This is a genomic window from candidate division KSB1 bacterium (assembly GCA_034506335.1).
In the GTDB taxonomy this organism is placed as follows: domain Bacteria; phylum Zhuqueibacterota; class Zhuqueibacteria; order JANLFK01; family Oleimicrobiaceae; genus Oleimicrobium.
Map to the genome: position 1 here is coordinate 18,675 of JAPDPR010000012.1, position 17,278 is coordinate 35,952.

Genomic DNA, 17,278 nt, shown 5'->3' on the forward strand with positions numbered 1-17,278 from the left:
CCGGGGGTTGGGTAGATTGTGACGTGTGAAGCCACGTGCTGTTGGACTAATGGAGGTGAAGGCTATGCGCAAAAACCTGCTGATTGTGTGGCTTCCCCTTGTCCTTGCGACTATGGGGATCTCTCCTTTGAGGGGACAGATCTATGACGGGGGAGTTGGCTACCTAGGGCAGGGGGGAATATTCATCGGGGGGCTCGGCTACGCGAACATTGACGGCGACAACTATCTTGCGTTCACGGTCCGCCCAGAACTGGGCTTCGGCAAGATCGGGGTGGGACTAAACATCAACCTTCTGTATAATGTTGAGAGCGGCAAGATCCGATCAAAAGACTGGGATACCGGCTACGACTACTTTCGGTTGATCCGTTATGTCCGCTATGGCCGGAAGTACGACCCGGTGTACGCGCGGATTGGAGGTTTGGACGGCACGCGGTTGGGGCATGGCTTTATTGTCAACTACTACGCCAACGACGTCAACTACGACGAGCGCAAGATCGGGTTGGTGTTTGACCTTGACCTTGGCACTGCCGGTTTTGAGTCATTCACCAGTAACCTGGGCCGGGCAGAGATCATGGGGGGCCGCGTCTATTGGCGTCCTTTGCGCGCTCTCACGACCCTGCCGATCATCAAGAACTTTGCAGTGGGCGCAACTTACGTCACCGATATCGACCCGGACTGCTACCGCGGTACTGACGATGGAGTGGCGGAGTACGGCTTCGATGCCGAACTACCTCTAATCCAAACCCGCATCTTCCGCACGGGCTTGTACGCTGACTTTGCCAAGATCGTCGATTTCGGCTCTGGGCAGGCAGCAGGGATCAGCGCCGATCTGGGTAACCTCTGGGGTTTGGTGGACGTGCACGCGAAATTCGAGCGCCGCTGGCTGGGGAAAGAGTACTTGCCTACCTATTTTGGGCCTTTCTACGAAGTGGAGCGGCACTTCATGGCGGGATACACAAGCAATCGTGAGATTGCTACCAAGGCCGACTCCCTCCGCTTTATTACCACCGAGAAAAAGGGCTATTTCGGCGAGCTTTACGGGGAAATTCTCAAGACTGTGCGCCTTATCGGGATGTTCGAGCGCCTGGATGAGACCAAGCAGAGCGGCGTCCTACACCTGGGTGCGGACGTGCCCAACGTGCCCATGATTGCGGCGCGTGCCTCCTACAGCAAGGTCGGCGTGGAAACGCTACGTGACATCTTTACATTGGACCGCCACTCGGTGGCCAAGGTTGGGCTCGGCTACAAGATCAAGCCGTACCTGATTCTGTATTGCGACTACATATGGACACTGGAGTGGGACGAGACCAACAAGCAGTACAAACCTCAAGAACGGGTGCAGCCAAGCGTTTCGTTCGTGTGGAACTTTCTAAAGTGAGCCAGGTTGCTGCCCGCATTGCTCGATCGTCGTGAGGAGTCGGCTAATATCGGGTCCAGACAAGCGATCGTGCGCGAATTGGTTCTCCTTCTGGTGTGGTGACGCTCTTCTTGCTGAGGTCGCGTCCATAATGGGAGAGGGGGGAACGACTTCTGGCAGCCATCAGGGGAAGAGAATACCGGAGGCGGATAGAGCACGTGCCCAATCGGGCCTGATAACGCGACGGAAGAGGCGGTGCGAAGATTGTGAGGCCGTCCTTGTGCCTTGGTCTAACCCTATGGCACGGGCACATGGGGCCACCAAACATTCAGCCAGATGGTGGAAATTCCCCAAGCAGGCGTAACAGGGACCCTTGGGTTATAGCCTAGAGCGACCTGTGCTCACCGTAGGTTCGGGGGTAGGTGTTCTGGAGAGTAAAAATGGGGAATGCGCTCGCTTGGCGGGAGAAGCTGGAAGAACTCCTGGCGCCGCTGCTGGATTTTGTCTTTCCGCCCTACTGTATGTTCTGTGGCGCGCATCTGGCTCGCCATGAGTGCCTGGTGTGCTACAACTGCTGGTTTGCGCTCCCGTTGACTCCGAGCCCAGGCGGTGTTGTTCATACCGGCGGGGCGAAACATGGGCAGCCACAACACCTGGACGCTTCGGTTGCCGTGTGGCGCTACGACGAACAGGTGGAGCGCATCATCCATCTGTTCAAGTATGGAGGGTACACGTGTTTGGCCCGGCCCCTTGGTTTGGCCGTGGGGGGGACCCTGGTGGCGACGGGTCTTTGTGACAGGGGAGACGTCCTGGTCCCCATTCCCCTTCACCCCGCGCGTAGGAGGGAACGAGGCTACAACCAGAGCGAACTCTTGGCGCGGCGAGCTGCCAAGGTGTGCGGGCTTCCGGTAGAAACCGACCTGCTGCGCCGGACCCGCTACACAAGGCCCCAATCCCAACTGGGAGCCAGTGAGCGCGCCAAAAATGTGGCAGGCGCATTTGCGGTCAGGCTGCCGGCAGAAGTGGGCGGGAGGAGAGTCATCCTCGTGGATGACGTCTTGACGACCGGTGCCACAGCTAGTGAGTGCGCCCGCGTGCTGAAAGAAGCGGGTGCTTTAGAGGTTTTCCTTGCAACCGCTGCGAGGGCTTAGTGCTGTGCTCGTGGACCAGGAGGGTGCACTTCCAGAACTCGGGCAGATGGGCTACAAGAAGCACTTTGTTCCCCAAGAGTGAGGTCCGGTGGGGTCACCCACTGCTGCAATCGCTCGCGGTAACACTTTCCTAAGGGACGAATTCGAGAATCTTGCGGTTCAGGGAATAATGGCTTGACATTTTGCCGATTTTTTCATATAATTAGTGTCCGCATAATCGGGCGCTGACAGACTCTTGCGAGCAGCACGCTTCATGTGCTGCTTTTTTGAAATCAAATCAAAGACTGGACTGGAAGCGAGGAACAATGCCACTGGTCACCACAAAGGAGATGTTTGCGAAGGCATACGAGGGTGGGTATGCCATTGGCGCGTTCAATGTCAACAACATGGAGATCATCCAGGGAATCGTGGAGGCGGCGGAGGAGGAACGTGCCCCGCTGATTCTGCAGATTTCCAAGGGTGCACGCAAATACGCCCGCCACGAATACTTGATGAAACTCATCGAAGCGGCGCTGCAGATATCCGACTTGCCCATCGCCGTGCACCTCGACCATGGGGATAGTTTTGAGCTTTGTAAGGCCTGCATCGATGGGGGATTCACTTCAGTAATGATTGACGGTTCGCATCTTTCTTTCGAAGACAACGTGGCGTTGACCAAGAAGGTAGTGGAGTATGCCCATCCGCGAGGCATTCCGGTGGAGGCCGAACTAGGAAAGTTGGCTGGCGTCGAGGAGCACGTTTCCGTGACTGAGCAGGATGCGGTCTTTACCAATCCTGACCAGGCGCGCGAATTTGTCGAGCGCACGGGGTGCGACTCTCTGGCTGTGGCCATCGGTACGAGCCACGGGGCGTACAAATTCAAAGGCGAACCGAGGCTTGATTTCGAGCGGCTGAAGGCTATCGAGGAGCGTCTACCCGGTTTCCCGTTGGTGCTTCACGGGGCTTCCAGCGTATTGCAGGAGTACGTAGAGCTGTGCAACAAATACGGCGGAAAGCTCCCGGGGGCGAAGGGCGTGCCCGAAGAGATGATTTCGCGCGCAGTAAAAGGCGGCGTTTGCAAAGTGAACATCGACACTGACCTGCGCCTGGCAATGACTGCGACTATTCGCAAAGAGTTTGCAGAAAATCCCGCGAATTTTGACCCGCGGCTCTACTTGGGACCTGCGCGCCAGGCTATTAAGGAGATGGTGCGACACAAGTTGCATGTACTCGGGTGTAATGGTAAGGCTTAGGAACTGAGTGTTGGTCAGGAGGATAAGAGCATGGCGACAAAGGTTGCAATCAACGGATTTGGGCGCATTGGGCGGCTGGTCTTCCGCATCTTGGAGCAGGACAAGGCGTTCGAGGTAGTCCACATCAACGATATCACTGATGCACCAACCCTGGCCCATCTGCTGAAATACGATTCGGTTCATGGGCGATTTAAGGGCGACGTGAAGGCCGAGGGGAACGCCATCGTGGTGAACGGGCGTGCCTACGAGGTGACCGCCGAGACTGATCCGGCCAAGCTGCCCTGGAAGTCAAAGCAGGTCGACATAGTCGTGGAGGCCACGGGCGTGTTCCGCAAGCGCGAGCAGGTAGCGAAGCACCTGGCAGCCGGCGCGAAGAAAGTGGTGCTGACCGTTCCCGCTAAAGACGAGATCGACGCCACCATCGTGGTGGGCGTTAACGACCACATGCTGAAGCCAGAGCACGCCATCGTTTCTAACGCTTCGTGTACTACAAACTGCCTGGCCCCGATAGTGAAGGTCTTGCATGACAAGTTCGGCGTGGTGAAAGGCTTCATGACCACCGTGCATGCTTACACCAACGATCAGCGCATCTTGGACCTCCCGCATAAGGATCTTCGCCGGGCTCGTGCTGCAGCAGCTTCCATTATCCCGACAACTACGGGCGCGGCCAGAACCGTCGGCAAGGTCATCCCCGAGTTGAAAGGTAAGCTGGACGGTCTTGCCCTTCGCGTGCCGGTGGCAGATGGCTCCATCGTCGACTTTGTTGCCGAGCTGAAGGTAGCCGTCACGGCAGAGGAGATCAATGCGGCAATGAAGGAGGCAGCCAAAGGCCCGATGAAGGGGATCATCGAGTACACTGAGGACCCGATCGTCTCGTGCGATATCATCGGCAATAGCCACTCGGCGATATTCGATGCAGAGTCGACCAACGTGATGGCCGAAGACGCCTCGGGCAAGGGTCGCTTCGTGAAGGTGCTTGCCTGGTATGACAACGAGTGGGGCTACTCTTGCAGGGTAGTGGACCTGATGAAGAAGATGGCCTAAGAGGAACTTTTGGCAGAACTTTGCGTTGCACACAACAGGTGATTTGCGTCTGCTGAAAAGGACACGATAATTTCATGCGCAGGAAGATAATCGCCGGCAATTGGAAGATGCACAAGACGGTCAGTGAGGCCAAAGAGTTGGCTAAGGCCCTCAAGGTTCGTCTTGTGAATGAAGTAAAGAGAGTAGATGTGGTGGTGATCCCACCGTTTACCGACTTGCTGGCGGTTGCGGAGATACTGCGCGAATGCGGCATCGAGTGGGGCGCTCAACACATGCACTGGGAGCGCACCGGCGCGCTCACGGGCGAAGTGTCCGGTGAGATGATCAAGTCTACCGGCGCACGCTACGTCATTATCGGACACTCGGAGCGGCGGCAGTTCTTCGGCGAGACGGATGAGACGGTCAACCGTCGGCTGAATGCCGCGCTCCAGGCCGGGCTGACGCCCATCGTCTGCATCGGGGAGACGCTAGAGCAACGGAACGCAGGAGAGACGTTGCGGGTGCTGGAACGGCAGCTGCGTACCGGGCTGCATGGGCTCCGGCCCGAGGAACTACGCAACGTGGTGATCGCCTACGAGCCTGTGTGGGCTATTGGTACGGGCGTAAATGCAACCCCCGAACAGGCGCAAGAGGCGCATAGCTTCATACGAAAGCTCATCGCGGAGATGGCCGGCGATGGGTGCGCCGAGGCCATTCGGATCCAATACGGCGGAAGCGTCAAGCCGGACAATGCGCGTTCCCTGCTCACGTTGCCCGATGTAGATGGTGCCCTGGTGGGCGGCGCCAGCTTAGATGCGGACTCGTTCGCGGCAATTGTTAAAGCTGCGCTCTAAACCCGAAGGCTGCTGGACAAGGGAAGGCGCTGACCAAAGGTAGCGCAGGAGGAAACGTGCTCTATACTTTTCTGCTGTTGATTCATGTTTTTGTGTGCGTGCTCATGACCATCGCTATCCTGCTCCAATCGAGCAAGGGTGGTGGGCTCGCCGGAGCCTTTGGTGGGGGTGGGACTGTTGGCGCTATGTTTGGAGGCCGAGGGGCAGCACCCTTGTTGAGCAAGATCACCATCGGACTGGCTGCCGTTTTCATGGTGCTATCGATGACCTTGGGTCTTATGACCCGTGGGGTTATGCCACGAGAAAAAAGCGTAGTGGAAGAAGAGCGCAGCAAGAGGGGCTCCACTCCTGCGTCGGTCTTACCGGTGGTCCCGACCGAGCAGGAGGCGGGGGAACAAAGCGCACCAGCAAACCCTGAGCCTTAGCTCAACGGATAGTTTTCTCGCCTCGGGCGAGGAAAACAGAATGCCGAAGTGGTGGAATTTGGTAGACACGCTGTCTTGAGGGGGCAGTACCCACCGGGTGTGCGGGTTCGAATCCCGCCTTCGGCACACATGGGGTAAGAGCGGAGCAAGTCAAGGAGGAATGGCTACAATGAAGCCAACACACCGGACCAGAACCGTGGCGATTGGCGTTCTGTGCATGGTCGTGCTAGTTTCGTGGGCGGCGTTGGCGCAGGACAAGAAGGTCCTATACGATCAGAAGGTTCTGCAGCTCAAGGAGCTTACAGCTCAAATGCAGGCACCGGGGGTGACACCCGAAAAGTACAATGAGCTTAAGGCTCAATACGACAAGCTCTCGGCCGAGATCGAAGTGCTGGGCAAGGAGCTGCTGCAAGACAAGGCGCTGCAGGAACGGCAGGCGGCGGCAAAGCGTGCCTATAACGAGGGCAACACCTTTGCCAAGACAGGTCGGTATGAGGAGGCCCTCAAGGCTTATGAGCAGGCCATTGCTCAGGACAGCACCTTCGCCAAAGCTTTCTACGGTCGCGGGTTGGCGCTATCCAAGCTCCGTCGTTTTGACGAGGCTTTGGCCGCATACCAAAAGGCAGTAGCGCTGGACCCCGTGTATGATGAAGCTTATACTGCACTCGGTAACCTTTTCCAGCAGATGGGGAAGTATACCGAAGCCATAGACGTATATACTAAAGCCCTGAGCTATGACCCACAGAATGCGAAAGCGTACTACAACCTGGGAACCGTCTACCAAAACCACTTGAAGGATCCTGCCAAAGCCGCAGAGGCTTTCCGGAAGGCGACACAAGTGGACCCCAACTACTACCAGGCGTTTGGCAGCCTGGGCGTGGCTCTCTCGGACCAGGGCAAGTTTCAAGAGGCGATCCTGGCGCATCAGACGGCGCTGGCTATCAAGGAGAACTACTACTTCAGTCATTACCGCTTGGCCGAAATTTTCAACAACCTTGGCCGATACCGGGAAGCCCTCGAGGCGGCGGAAATGTGCCTAAAGTACAAGGAAGGTTTTGCGCCGGCCCAGTTCGAAGCAGGACGCGCGGCTGAGGGACTGGGGGAGAAGGACAAGGCACTGGCCTACTTTGAGCTTGCCGCAAAAGATCGACGCTGGGCCCCAGCCGCCCAATACCACATCGATGAGTTGAAGAAGAAGTGACACGGGGGTTCGGGAGTTTTTGCGACCCGTCCGCGTGACGGGTCTTTTGCTTTTGGGCCAGAAGAAGAGACTCCGGCAACATGGCCGAAATCAGTCGCAGAGAGTTTCTCGCCAAATTCGCCACGGGTGTGGCTCTGAGCTGCACAATTCCTCCAGGATTGCGCCTTCTACGGGGCCAGGTGAACAGTCTAACTCCGGAGTTGGTGGTGGTCCAAGGCCCCTCGCCGAGAGAAAACGTTCGGCACGCACTCAATCTGTTGGGTGGGATAGGTGCCTTTGTTCGTCGCGGCGATGTGGTGGTCGTGAAGCCAAACATGTCCTGGGACAGGCTGCCGGAACAAGCCGCCAATACCAACCCGGAGGTCGTGGCGGAAATAGTTCGTCTTTGCATTGAGGCGGGTGCGCGCAAAGTCAAAGTGTTCGACCGCACGTGCAATGAACCAAGGCGTTGTTACCAGCGGAGCGGCATCCAAGCAGCTGCTGCCAAGGAGGGGGCAGAGGTCAGCTTCGTCATGGAGCAAAGATTCCGCGAGGTCCATATCCCAGAGGGCGAACTGCTCAAGTCCTGGCCCATGTACCGCGATGTTCTCGAGGCGGATGTCCTGATCAACGTACCCATTCTCAAGCATCACTCCGTCTCGGGTCTCACAATGGGGCTGAAAAACATGATGGGTGTCCTAGGCGGCGACCGTGGTCAGCTTCACCACAGCTTTGACAAGAAGATCTCAGATATCAACACAGTGCTGCGGCCCCAGCTGACCGTGCTTGACGCCACTCGCGTGCTGGTACGCAATGGGCCCCAAGGGGGCAATGTGCGCGATGTGCGGGTTATGGACACGGTCGTCGCCGGCGTGGATAGAGTCGCGGTGGATGCCTATGGGGCCCAGGTCTTCGGGCTCCAACCCGAAAAGATGGGTTTTCTGGTGGAAGCAGCACAGCGGGGGTTGGGCAAGATAGACCTGACCAAACTAAGAATCCAGAAAACTACGTTGCGGGAGGGCTCCTCCTGAGCGCTCCCTTTGTCTTCTGAGTACGGTTCCCTTTGCAGCCTCACAGACGAACCCACTGAACAGCATGCGCACTGCTCGTCGAATTTCACAAACCCTCTTCTTTCTTCTGTTTCTTTGGCTTATCTGGCGTGCCGCTTTCCCGTACAAAGGGGCTCCTCCCTCTGACCTTTTCCTTCAAGGCGACCCCTTGGTCGCGCTTACGACAATGTTGGCCACACGCTCTTGGATCGGGACTTTGGTCCTCGGGCTCGTGGTGCTTGCGGTCGCCGTGCCGTTGGGTCGAGTTTTCTGTGGTTGGGTGTGCCCACTCGGCACCTCCCTTGACTGCTGGCACAGGTTGAGACGTCCTTCGCGCACCAGGACAGGACTTCAAAACCCGCGAAGGTGGCGCTGGCTCAAATTTGCTCTGCTCGTGGCAATCCTTTTCGCTGCGCTCCTGGGTCTACAACTCCTCTGGCCCTTTGACCCCATCGTCATCATGACGCGCACGGTCGGTACGGTGCTGTACCCGGTGCTTACCTACGCGGTTCAACACCTTATTGCTGCCATGGAACGATTACCCCTTCTTGAAGGGGCGGCGCGCAAAGGTTATATGGTTCTTCAGGCACACCTTTTCCCATTGGCGCAGCCATCCTTCCAGCTTGCCGGGCTGTTCTGCATACTGTTTCTGTTCATCCTCATGCTGGAACGCGCGAGCAGGCGTTTTTGGTGCCGTTCTATCTGCCCGCTTGGTGCGTTGCTTGGTGTCTTCTCACAGTGGCGACTATTGCATCGGGAGGTGGAAACCAGCTGTACCGGGTGCGGTCTTTGCAAGAATCGCTGCCGAATGAACGCGGTTGAAGATGACTATGTCAGTTCCTCCGCGGTGGAATGCATTGCCTGTGGCGAGTGCGTCGCGGTGTGCCCGGTTGGCTCCATTCACTATCGCTTCGGTCGACCGATGCGAGGAGGCGAGGTCGACTTGGACAGGCGGCGATTCTTGGGGGCAAGTGTGACTGGTCTGGCGGCCGTCAGCGTCTTGGGAGTCGGGTTTGTGGACCGAGAGAAGGTGGGTGCGGTAATTCGTCCCCCGGGTGCATTGCCCGAGGCAGAGTTCATGGACCGGTGTGTTCGCTGCCAGGCCTGTGTGAAAGCGTGCTCCACGACCGGTGGGTGCTTGCAGCCCTCGCTGTGGGAGAGCGGTCTCAGTGGGCTGTGGACGCCCATTTCCAAGCCCCGCCAAGGGTACTGCGAGTACACGTGTACACTTTGCGGGGAGGTATGCCCGACCGGCGCGATTCAGAGACTGCCCCTAGAGACAAAGCAGCACACCAAGATGGGCACGGCCTTCTTCGACAAGAGTCGGTGCATCCCCTGGTACCGGGGAGAGGATTGCTTGGTGTGTGAGGAACACTGTCCGGTGCCGGACAAGGCCATCCGTTTTGATGTTCGATCTGTGCGACGACCGGATGGGACGCAGGCGATCGTTAAGCTCCCATATGTCGTGGAAGAACTGTGTATCGGATGTGGCATTTGCGTCACCAAGTGTCCGGTCACCGGGAGTGCCGGGATCTTTGTCACCAACGCTGGGGAAGAGCGTTGGCGCCGTTCGTCCTGACGGATAGTCGCGGGTTCTCTGGAGCGCGAAAAAAATGCTTGCATGGCACGCAAGTTTTGTTTATATTTCAGGCACCGCGGGAGTAGTTCAGTGGTAGAACACCACCTTGCCAAGGTGGGGGTCGCGGGTTCAACCCCCGTCTCCCGCTCCACGAGTGGGCGGCGTAGCCAAGTGGCTAAGGCGGAGGTCTGCAAAACCTCTATTCATCGGTTCGACTCCGATCGCCGCCTCTGTGTTTTCGATAGAGCCGCAATGCGCCGGGGTGGCGGAACTGGTAGACGCTAGGGACTTAAAATCCCTTGGACTTCCGGGTCCGTGCCGGTTCGACTCCGGCCCTCGGCACGACAATGGGACATTCGCACGCAGAGCATCGGTGCCATTTACATAGACAGGAAGCGTGACCACTGTGTACATGGCACGCTTTTTTTCTTTCAATCCACTTCGGGCGGTTAGCTCAGTTGGTCAGAGTACTTGCTTGACATGCAAGGGGTCACTGGTTCAAATCCAGTACCGCCCACCAATGTCCCTCAATTGCGGTTTCCGCAATTTTTTTGTATCTACGCAAAGGTGCGGTGTCATCTGGATCGAACATGATCACGATTCGCCTTCCTGACAACTGCGAGCTTCAGACCGAACCTGGAGTGACTGTGGCGCAGGTTGCTCAACGGGTCGACGCGCGTCTGGCCGCCAACGCCTTGGCTGCAAAGGTAGACGGTCGGCTTGTGGACCTTTCCAGCCCCATCTTCCAGGACGCCGACGTGCGCATTCTTACCTTCGAGGACCAGGAAGGGAGGGAGACCTACTGGCACAGCACGGCCCATATCATGGCCCATGCGGTGAAACGCCTTTACCCGGAGGCACGCTTTGGTATTGGGCCGGCCATTGAGGCGGGATTCTACTACGACATTGACGTCCAGAATGCCTTTACCCCTGAGGATCTTGGCAAGATCGAAGCCGAGATGCGGGCCATCGTCGAAGAGAACAACGCCTTTCGTCGCCGCGAGCTGAGCAAGGAAGAGGCGAGGAAGCTCTTTCAACAGCGGGGCGAAACGTACAAACTCGAGCTGCTTGCCGAGATGGAAGAGCCGGCGATCATCTATGAAGAGGGCGATTTCGTGGATCTGTGCCGGGGGCCGCACGTGCCGGCTACGGGTCTGATCAAGCATTTTAAGCTGCTGAGCGTGGCGGGTGCATATTGGCGTGGCGACGAGCACAACCCCATGCTCCAGCGCATCTATGGCATCTCTTTCCCTGAGAAGGCTCAGCTTGATGAGTATGTGGCGCGACAGGAAGAAGCACGCAAAAGGGACCACCGCCGGCTGGGAAAGGACCTGGACCTCTTCAGCATTTCTGATGAGATAGGGCCAGGTCTTGTGCTCTGGCACCCCAAAGGGGCTTTGGTCCGCCACCTTATCGAAGACTTTTGGCGGCGCGAACACCTGAAGCACGGATACGAACTCCTTTACAGCCCACATCTTGCACGGCTCGACCTTTGGGCACGAAGCGGGCATTTGGACTTTTTTCGCGAAAACATGTTTGCCCCGACTGAGGTGGAGGAAGTTCCTTATCAGATCAAGCCCATGAACTGCCCCTTCCACCTGGTCGTATACAAGAGTAGGACCCGCAGCTATCGCGAGTTGCCGCTGCGCTGGGCAGAGCTGGGCACCGTGTACCGTTACGAACGCTCTGGGGTGTTGCACGGTTTGCTGCGCGTGCGCGGTTTTACCCAGGACGATGCCCACCTCTTTCTGCGTCCAGACCAGCTGGATGCAGAGATTGCCGGCGTACTGGACTTGACTATGCACATGTTGGGCTCGTTCGGCTTTCACGAGTACGAGGTGTTCCTCTCGACAAGGCCAGAGCGCTACGTGGGGTCTCTCGAAAACTGGGAGCGGGCCACATCGGCGCTGCGAGACACCCTGGAGCGAAAGGGAATCAGCTACCAGATAGACCCGGGGGAGGGTGTATTCTACGGTCCCAAGATCGACATCAAGATCAAGGACGTCTTGGGGAGATCGTGGCAGTGCACCACCGTACAAGTTGATTTTAATGAGCCGGAACGATTTGACCTGACCTATGTTGGCGAGGACAACAGGCCACATCGCCCCATCATGATCCACCGCGCCTTGTTGGGGTCGATGGAGCGGTTTTTCGGCATTCTCATCGAGCACTATGCCGGGGCTTTTCCGATCTGGTTGGCCCCAGTTCAAGCCATCGTACTGCCTGTCTCGGACCAAAACAGAGAGTATGCTTCACAGGTAGTTGAGCAGCTGCGGACCGCGGGTATTCGCGCTCTGCTGGATGACAGCAGCGAGAAGATTGGCCACAAGATTCGCGAGGCAGAATTGGCAAAGATTCCGTACATGCTCGTAGTGGGTGCCAAGGAGGCGGCCAGCGGGCAGGTAGCGGTACGTAGGCGGCGGATGGGGGATTTGGGACAAATGCCGGTAGAGCGATTCCTGCAACTAATTGGTGGTGAAATCGCCAGCAAGGCCCCTCAGTAGGCAACACTTGCAGACCAAACTCAAGGAGGTCAGCCATCAAGAAGCGAACAGTCCGCGTGAACGACCAGATCACTGCACCATCCGTGCGGCTGATCGGTGCAGATGGGGCCCAGGTGGGTATCGTCACGGTGGATCGGGCCCTGGAACTGGCTGCCCAGGCGGGTCTGGATCTTGTCGAAGTGGCGCCAAACTCCACGCCACCCGTGTGCAAGATCATGGATTTCGGCAAGTATCTGTACGAGGTGAGCAAGAAAGAAAAGCTCACCAAGAAAAAGCAACATGTGATTCATGTGAAAGAGATCCGACTGCGGCCGAAAATCGAAACGCACGACTATGAATTTAAGCGTAACCATATCCGCAAGTTCATCGAGGAGGGCAATAGAGTCAAAGTGACCGTAATGTTCCGAGGGCGTGAGATGGCCTATCAGGAGTTTGGCACCAAGATCATCGAACGCCTCACGGCGGACTTGGAGGATGTGGCCAAGTTGGAACGGGAACCCCAGTTTGAAAACAGGACGATCATCGCGTACTTTGTGAAGAAGTGAGAAAGGAGCGGGTGAACAATGCCCAAGATAAGGACAAACCGGGCAGCAGCCAAGAGGTTCCGGATAACAGGAGGCGGGCATGTCCGGCGTTACAAAGCCTGTGCGAGCCATTTGTTGACAAAAAAGTCCGCGAAGCGGAAACGGAATCTGCGCAAAGCCACTTTGGTTTCGGCCAGTGATACACGACGGGCACTTCGGCTTCTGGGCCGATAGACCCCGTTTAGTTTTTTTCTGAGGAGGAATCTTATGCCACGAGCAACATACAGTGTGCCTTCCCATCGGCGACGTAAGAAGATCCTGCACCACGCGAAGGGCTATTGGGGCGGCAAAAGCCGCCTGCTGCGTTCAGCGAAGGAGAGCGTGGAGCGGGCTTGGCAGTATGCGTATCGTGACCGCCGCCAACGCCGCAGGGATTTTCGTCGCCTTTGGATCGCGCGCATCAACGCAGCGGTGCGCCTCCATGGCTTGAGCTATTCGACGTTTATGGGATTGCTCAAAGACAAACACATTGAATTGGACCGCAAGCAACTTGCCGATCTTGCAGTGACCGATCCGGCTGCATTCCAGAAAGTCGTGGAGAGCGTCAAGAGCTGAGGCGATGGGTGAAGGTCTGACAGAGCTTTTGGCCGAGGTCGAAGGTCAGCGCAAAGCGTTCGCACGCGAACTGGCCCAAGCGGGCGAGCCAAGGGCCGTGGATGAGGTGCGCGTGCGCTACTTGGGAAGGAAGGGAGTCTTAGCGCGATACTTCGATCTACTGCCGAGCCTTGGCCCTGAGGACCGCCGCCTCTTGGGCAAGACCTTGAACGAGCTCCGGACAGAATGGGGCGAGGCGCTGGCGAGGCGCCGCGAGGAACTGATTGCCCCAGAGTCCGAAAAGGAGGAGGTGGACTACACCCTCCCTGGCCTTGTGCCCTTCATCGGAGCCCGCCATCCGGTGCTGCAGGTGATGGACCGCATCAAAGAAATCTTCTACGGCATGGGGTTCACGGTCGAGGAAGGGCCGGAGATCGAGGATGACTACCACAACTTTGAGGCACTGAATGTTCCTGCTGACCACCCGTCGCGCGATCTGCAGGACACCTTCTACCTCGAGAGTCCCTTTCTCATGCGCACGCACACGTCGCCAGTACAAATCCGCACCATGGAGCGCTGCCGCCCGCCAGTGCGCATGATAGCCCCGGGCCGGTGTTATCGTAAGGACACGCCTGACGCGACGCACTCACCGGTGTTCCATCAGGTGGAAGGTTTGTGCGTGGACGAAGGTGTAACCTTTGCCGACCTTAAAGGCGTGGTTGAAACATTTGCGAAGCGGTTGTTTGGTCCGGAGGTGCGGATTCGCTTTCGACCGAGTTTTTTTCCTTTCACCGAGCCCAGCGCGGAGTATGATTTCTCCTGCATCATGTGTGGCGGCAAAGGGTGCCGCGTGTGCAAAGGGACAGGCTGGCTGGAGATCTCTGGCGCCGGTATGGTGGATCCGGCAGTGTTTCGCTTCGTAGGGTACGACCCAGAGAAGTACACCGGCTACGCCTTCGGCATGGGTGTGGAACGCATCGCCATGCTCATGTACCAGGTGGATGATATTCGCCTGTTTTATGATAACGACTTGCGCTTCCTCCAGCAATTCTGAACGGCTATTCGTGGCGTCCTTGTCGTGAAAGTAACGTACACATGGCTTAAGGAGTATGTGCCTCTGACCGTCTCGGTCGAAGAGGCTGCTTCTGCCTTGACCAACCAAGGGATCGAGGTCGAGGGGATCACGCCTCTACACCGGGATTTTTCGCGCGTGGTGGTCGGCGAGGTGCGGGCGATTGAACCGCTGGATGGCTCCTCTTCGCTCAAGCGTTGCCTGGTCAGCATAGGGCGGGAGACCCTTGTCGTCGTGTGCGGGGCGCCCAATGTGGCGCCAGGCCTTCAGGTGGCGGTGGCTTTGCCCGGGGCAGTTCTCGCCAATGGAACAGTCATTGGGCCGCGAGAGTTTGGAGGCGTCACGTCGCAGGCAATGCTCTGCTCGGAGCTGGAGCTGGGCATCAGCGAGCGGGGAGAGTTTATCATGACGCTCGCGGACAACGCGAAGGTCGGGGAAAGCCTCTCAGCTCTTGTGCCTGCCGAAGACTATGTGCTCGAGCTGAACGTGACCCCAAATCGTCCGGACTGCCTCTCGGTCATTGGTGTCGCGCGCGAGCTCGCTGCCAGGTTCGGCCATGTCCTCACACGACCCTCCGTGTCACTGCCCACCGCCGACCTCTCAACCCAGGAGCGAGTCGAGGTGGCGGTAAAGGACCTGCAGGGGTGTCCACGGTATTCGGCCCGCTTTCTATACGATGTGAAAGTGGGACCGTCGCCGTGGTGGCTTGCGAGCCGCTTGTACGCTGTCGGGCTTCGTTCCATCAACAATATCGTGGATGTGACCAACTATGTGATGCTGGAGACCGGGCAGCCCCTGCACGCCTTTGATTACGACTTGATTGAGGAAGAGCGGATTGAAGTGCGCCAGGCCGTAGAAGGCGAAGAGTTCACCACCCTTGACGGCAAGAGCCATCTGTTGCGCGAAGGTATGCTGCTGATCTGCGATGGTGTCCGGCCTGTGGCAATCGCCGGTGTGATGGGTGGGTTGAACTCGGAGGTGAGTGCAAGCACCAGCCGGGTGCTTTTGGAGAGTGCGTACTTTGCCCCTCAGAGCATTCGCCGAACCTCCAAGGCCTTGGGAATATCGACCGAGTCCTCACAGCGCTTCGAGCGCGGGGTGGACCCCAACGGCGTGCTCTTTGCTTCCGAGCGGGCCGCGCAGCTGATGGTCACGCTGTGCGACGGTAAAGTCGCACAAGGGGTTGTGGACGTGTACCCGTCACCGATCGCGCCAAAGCAGATCAACCTCCGTCCCCAGCGCGTGGGCCATGTGCTTGGGGCTGATATCCCAACCAAGGACTGTGTGCGAATTCTGACTGCTCTCGGTGCGGAGGTGGAAGAACGGAACGACGTGTTGAGCGTACGCGTACCCACGTTTCGGCCGGACCTGGAGCGGGAAGTCGACTTGATTGAGGAAGTAGCGCGCGTATGGGGGTACGACCGCATACCGGCCCGTACGGTCTCTACCATTGAGCAGGCTCGGCCTCAGATGTTCCAAGACCTGCTTGAGGAGCGTGCACGGCAGTGCCTGATAGGCCTGGGCTTCTTCGAAGCATGCACCATCAGTCTGCTTGACTCGACGCGTGTTGCTGCTTTTGCGCGAGAGGGGGACCTCGTCCGATTGAAGAACCCACTGAGTGAGGAATACTCATCGCTACGTCCAAGCCTTATCCCAGGTTTGCTCCAAGTCTGCGCCTACAACGTGAATCGTGGAGCTGCGACGGTGCGGGTTTTCGAGATGGGGCGGTGCTTTTCCAAGACTGGGGAAGGTTATCAGGAGTGGAAGGCTCTTGGCGTGGTGCTCACCGGGCTGGTGCGCCCCCGCAACTGGTCCGCTGAACACCGCGAAGTGACGTTGTTCGATGCGAAAGGCCTTGTAGAGGCTCTGTGTGCCTTTTGGCGCGTCCCTGCGCCGAAATTCGCCCCAGGCAATTGGCGGGTCTGCAAGCAAGGAGGTCTGCAGGTATTGGTGGACGGTCGGCCAGTGGTACGGTTCGGTCAGGTGACGCAAGAAGTGCTCGACCACTTTGACATCGAGCGACGCCAGGTCTTCGCCATAGAAGTTCTCTTAGAGCTGGTGCGCGAGTATGCGCTACGGCCAGCGGTGTATCGACCGGTGCCACGTTTTCCACATGCTCCCAGGGACCTTTCCGTCGTCGTGGACCAAAGGGTGCACGTGGAAGAGCTTCTGCAGGCCATTCGCACCTTTGGTGGGCGAATTCTGCGGGACGTGCAAGTGGTGGATCTCTTTCTTGGAAAGCAGATTCCGCCGGGGAAGAAGAGCCTTACCTTCTCTCTGACCTTCCAGGAAGAGGATCGTACCCTGCGCGATGAGGAAGTGGATGAGGCGATGGACCGCATCGTGAACGGCTTGCGCGAAAAGACCGGCGCGGTGCTGAGGTCGTGAGTGGAATCGGGAATGGCGGAATTTCAGAATCTAGAGTTGCTCGAAGCGCGTGTCAATGCTGCCCTTGAGCTCATTCAGCGTCTGCGCGAAGAGAACCGGCAGTTGCGCGCGCAGAACAGCCGACTTCTGGAGGAGATCGAGCGGTTGCAGGCACAAGTGGCTGTGAGAACTACTCCACAGGTCGAGCCCGTTCGAGTGACTACTCCCGAGGAAAAAGAGACGCTGCAGGAGGTGCGCAATCGTATTCGCCACCTCTTGGAACGACTGGAGACAGAACAGCTTCGCTAAATGGGGGCGAGTGGGGCCATTGGGGCAGATGACTGGCAAGGATCCAGGCAAACGTGCG

16 protein-coding genes and 5 tRNA genes are annotated in these 17,278 nt (G+C 57.8%); all 21 read left to right on the forward strand.

The annotated features are described in order from the left end of the window. Window positions 1–64 precede the first annotated feature (64 nt). The 21 genes from ONB25_05805 (at window position 65) to ONB25_05905 (ending at window position 17,220) form a co-directional block, all read left to right on the forward strand. Complete coding sequence (locus tag ONB25_05805) at window positions 65–1,378, forward strand: hypothetical protein (protein ID MDZ7392397.1); 1,314 nt, start codon at window positions 65–67, stop codon at window positions 1,376–1,378. A gap of 419 nt (window positions 1,379–1,797) precedes the next feature. Next, complete coding sequence (locus ONB25_05810; protein MDZ7392398.1) at window positions 1,798–2,508, forward strand: ComF family protein; 711 nt, start codon at window positions 1,798–1,800, stop codon at window positions 2,506–2,508. Window positions 2,509–2,813: 305 nt separating this feature from the next. After that, window positions 2,814–3,740 carry a class II fructose-1,6-bisphosphate aldolase gene (gene fba / locus ONB25_05815; GenBank protein MDZ7392399.1) on the forward strand — a complete coding sequence of 309 codons (927 nt, stop codon included), beginning with the start codon at window positions 2,814–2,816 and terminating at the stop codon, window positions 3,738–3,740. 30 nt (window positions 3,741–3,770) lie between these two features. Beyond that, on the forward strand, window positions 3,771–4,784 hold the full coding sequence (gene gap, locus ONB25_05820) for a type I glyceraldehyde-3-phosphate dehydrogenase (protein MDZ7392400.1): 1,014 nt from the start codon (window positions 3,771–3,773) through the stop codon (window positions 4,782–4,784). Between the two features lie 74 nt (window positions 4,785–4,858). Continuing rightward, window positions 4,859–5,617, forward strand: a complete 759-nt coding sequence (gene tpiA / locus ONB25_05825) for a triose-phosphate isomerase (GenBank protein MDZ7392401.1) — start codon at window positions 4,859–4,861, stop codon at window positions 5,615–5,617. 56 nt (window positions 5,618–5,673) lie between these two features. Beyond that, entirely contained in the window at window positions 5,674–6,042 is a 369-nt protein-coding gene (gene secG, locus ONB25_05830; protein ID MDZ7392402.1) for a preprotein translocase subunit SecG, read from the forward strand. A gap of 42 nt (window positions 6,043–6,084) precedes the next feature. Beyond that, window positions 6,085–6,168, forward strand: a tRNA-Leu gene (locus ONB25_05835). A gap of 43 nt (window positions 6,169–6,211) precedes the next feature. Continuing rightward, a complete protein-coding gene (locus ONB25_05840) occupies window positions 6,212–7,243 on the forward strand; it encodes a tetratricopeptide repeat protein (GenBank protein MDZ7392403.1) in 1,032 nt (343 codons plus the stop codon). 80 nt (window positions 7,244–7,323) lie between these two features. Then, on the forward strand, window positions 7,324–8,253 hold the full coding sequence (locus ONB25_05845; GenBank protein ID MDZ7392404.1) for a DUF362 domain-containing protein: 930 nt from the start codon (window positions 7,324–7,326) through the stop codon (window positions 8,251–8,253). 337 nt (window positions 8,254–8,590) lie between these two features. Beyond that, window positions 8,591–9,850: a 4Fe-4S binding protein gene (locus ONB25_05850; GenBank protein ID MDZ7392405.1), complete on the forward strand. Its 1,260-nt coding sequence runs from the start codon at window positions 8,591–8,593 to the stop codon at window positions 9,848–9,850. 76 nt (window positions 9,851–9,926) lie between these two features. Continuing rightward, window positions 9,927–10,001: transfer RNA gene (locus ONB25_05855), tRNA-Gly, on the forward strand. Window positions 10,002–10,007: 6 nt separating this feature from the next. Next, window positions 10,008–10,080: transfer RNA gene (locus ONB25_05860), tRNA-Cys, on the forward strand. Between the two features lie 26 nt (window positions 10,081–10,106). After that, window positions 10,107–10,192 (forward strand) — tRNA-Leu (locus tag ONB25_05865). 101 nt (window positions 10,193–10,293) lie between these two features. Next, window positions 10,294–10,370, forward strand: a tRNA-Val gene (locus ONB25_05870). Between the two features lie 70 nt (window positions 10,371–10,440). Continuing rightward, the gene (thrS, locus tag ONB25_05875; GenBank protein ID MDZ7392406.1) at window positions 10,441–12,354 is read left to right on the forward strand and encodes a threonine--tRNA ligase; all 1,914 of its coding nucleotides are present in this window, start codon (window positions 10,441–10,443) and stop codon (window positions 12,352–12,354) included. A gap of 35 nt (window positions 12,355–12,389) precedes the next feature. Beyond that, window positions 12,390–12,899 (forward strand): translation initiation factor IF-3, encoded by a 510-nt coding sequence (infC, locus tag ONB25_05880; GenBank protein MDZ7392407.1) that lies wholly within the window; start codon window positions 12,390–12,392, stop codon window positions 12,897–12,899. A gap of 18 nt (window positions 12,900–12,917) precedes the next feature. After that, a complete protein-coding gene (gene rpmI / locus ONB25_05885; protein ID MDZ7392408.1) occupies window positions 12,918–13,112 on the forward strand; it encodes a 50S ribosomal protein L35 in 195 nt (64 codons plus the stop codon). A gap of 33 nt (window positions 13,113–13,145) precedes the next feature. Continuing rightward, window positions 13,146–13,493 carry a 50S ribosomal protein L20 gene (gene rplT, locus ONB25_05890; GenBank protein ID MDZ7392409.1) on the forward strand — a complete coding sequence of 116 codons (348 nt, stop codon included), beginning with the start codon at window positions 13,146–13,148 and terminating at the stop codon, window positions 13,491–13,493. Window positions 13,494–13,497: 4 nt separating this feature from the next. Next, window positions 13,498–14,526: a phenylalanine--tRNA ligase subunit alpha gene (gene pheS / locus ONB25_05895; GenBank protein MDZ7392410.1), complete on the forward strand. Its 1,029-nt coding sequence runs from the start codon at window positions 13,498–13,500 to the stop codon at window positions 14,524–14,526. A 24-nt stretch (window positions 14,527–14,550) separates the two neighbouring features. Then, a complete protein-coding gene (pheT, locus tag ONB25_05900) occupies window positions 14,551–16,932 on the forward strand; it encodes a phenylalanine--tRNA ligase subunit beta (protein MDZ7392411.1) in 2,382 nt (793 codons plus the stop codon). Between the two features lie 12 nt (window positions 16,933–16,944). Continuing rightward, the gene (locus ONB25_05905; GenBank protein MDZ7392412.1) at window positions 16,945–17,220 is read left to right on the forward strand and encodes a cell division protein ZapB; all 276 of its coding nucleotides are present in this window, start codon (window positions 16,945–16,947) and stop codon (window positions 17,218–17,220) included. The last annotated feature ends 58 nt before the right edge of the window (window positions 17,221–17,278 follow it).

What these genes read in the sequence shown, in the direction of transcription:
- ONB25_05805 (MDZ7392397.1), top strand. Translation starts at nt 65, where the DNA reads ATGCGCAAAAACCTGCTGATTGTGTGGCTTCCCCTTGTCCTTGCGACT.
- ONB25_05810 (MDZ7392398.1), top strand. Translation starts at nt 1,798, where the DNA reads ATGGGGAATGCGCTCGCTTGGCGGGAGAAGCTGGAAGAACTCCTGGCG.
- fba (MDZ7392399.1), top strand. Translation starts at nt 2,814, where the DNA reads ATGCCACTGGTCACCACAAAGGAGATGTTTGCGAAGGCATACGAGGGT.
- gap (MDZ7392400.1), top strand. Translation starts at nt 3,771, where the DNA reads ATGGCGACAAAGGTTGCAATCAACGGATTTGGGCGCATTGGGCGGCTG.
- tpiA (MDZ7392401.1), top strand. Translation starts at nt 4,859, where the DNA reads ATGCGCAGGAAGATAATCGCCGGCAATTGGAAGATGCACAAGACGGTC.
- ONB25_05840 (MDZ7392403.1), top strand. Translation starts at nt 6,212, where the DNA reads ATGAAGCCAACACACCGGACCAGAACCGTGGCGATTGGCGTTCTGTGC.
- ONB25_05845 (MDZ7392404.1), top strand. Translation starts at nt 7,324, where the DNA reads ATGGCCGAAATCAGTCGCAGAGAGTTTCTCGCCAAATTCGCCACGGGT.
- thrS (MDZ7392406.1), top strand. Translation starts at nt 10,441, where the DNA reads ATGATCACGATTCGCCTTCCTGACAACTGCGAGCTTCAGACCGAACCT.
- rpmI (MDZ7392408.1), top strand. Translation starts at nt 12,918, where the DNA reads ATGCCCAAGATAAGGACAAACCGGGCAGCAGCCAAGAGGTTCCGGATA.
- rplT (MDZ7392409.1), top strand. Translation starts at nt 13,146, where the DNA reads ATGCCACGAGCAACATACAGTGTGCCTTCCCATCGGCGACGTAAGAAG.
- pheS (MDZ7392410.1), top strand. Translation starts at nt 13,498, where the DNA reads ATGGGTGAAGGTCTGACAGAGCTTTTGGCCGAGGTCGAAGGTCAGCGC.
- ONB25_05905 (MDZ7392412.1), top strand. Translation starts at nt 16,945, where the DNA reads ATGGCGGAATTTCAGAATCTAGAGTTGCTCGAAGCGCGTGTCAATGCT.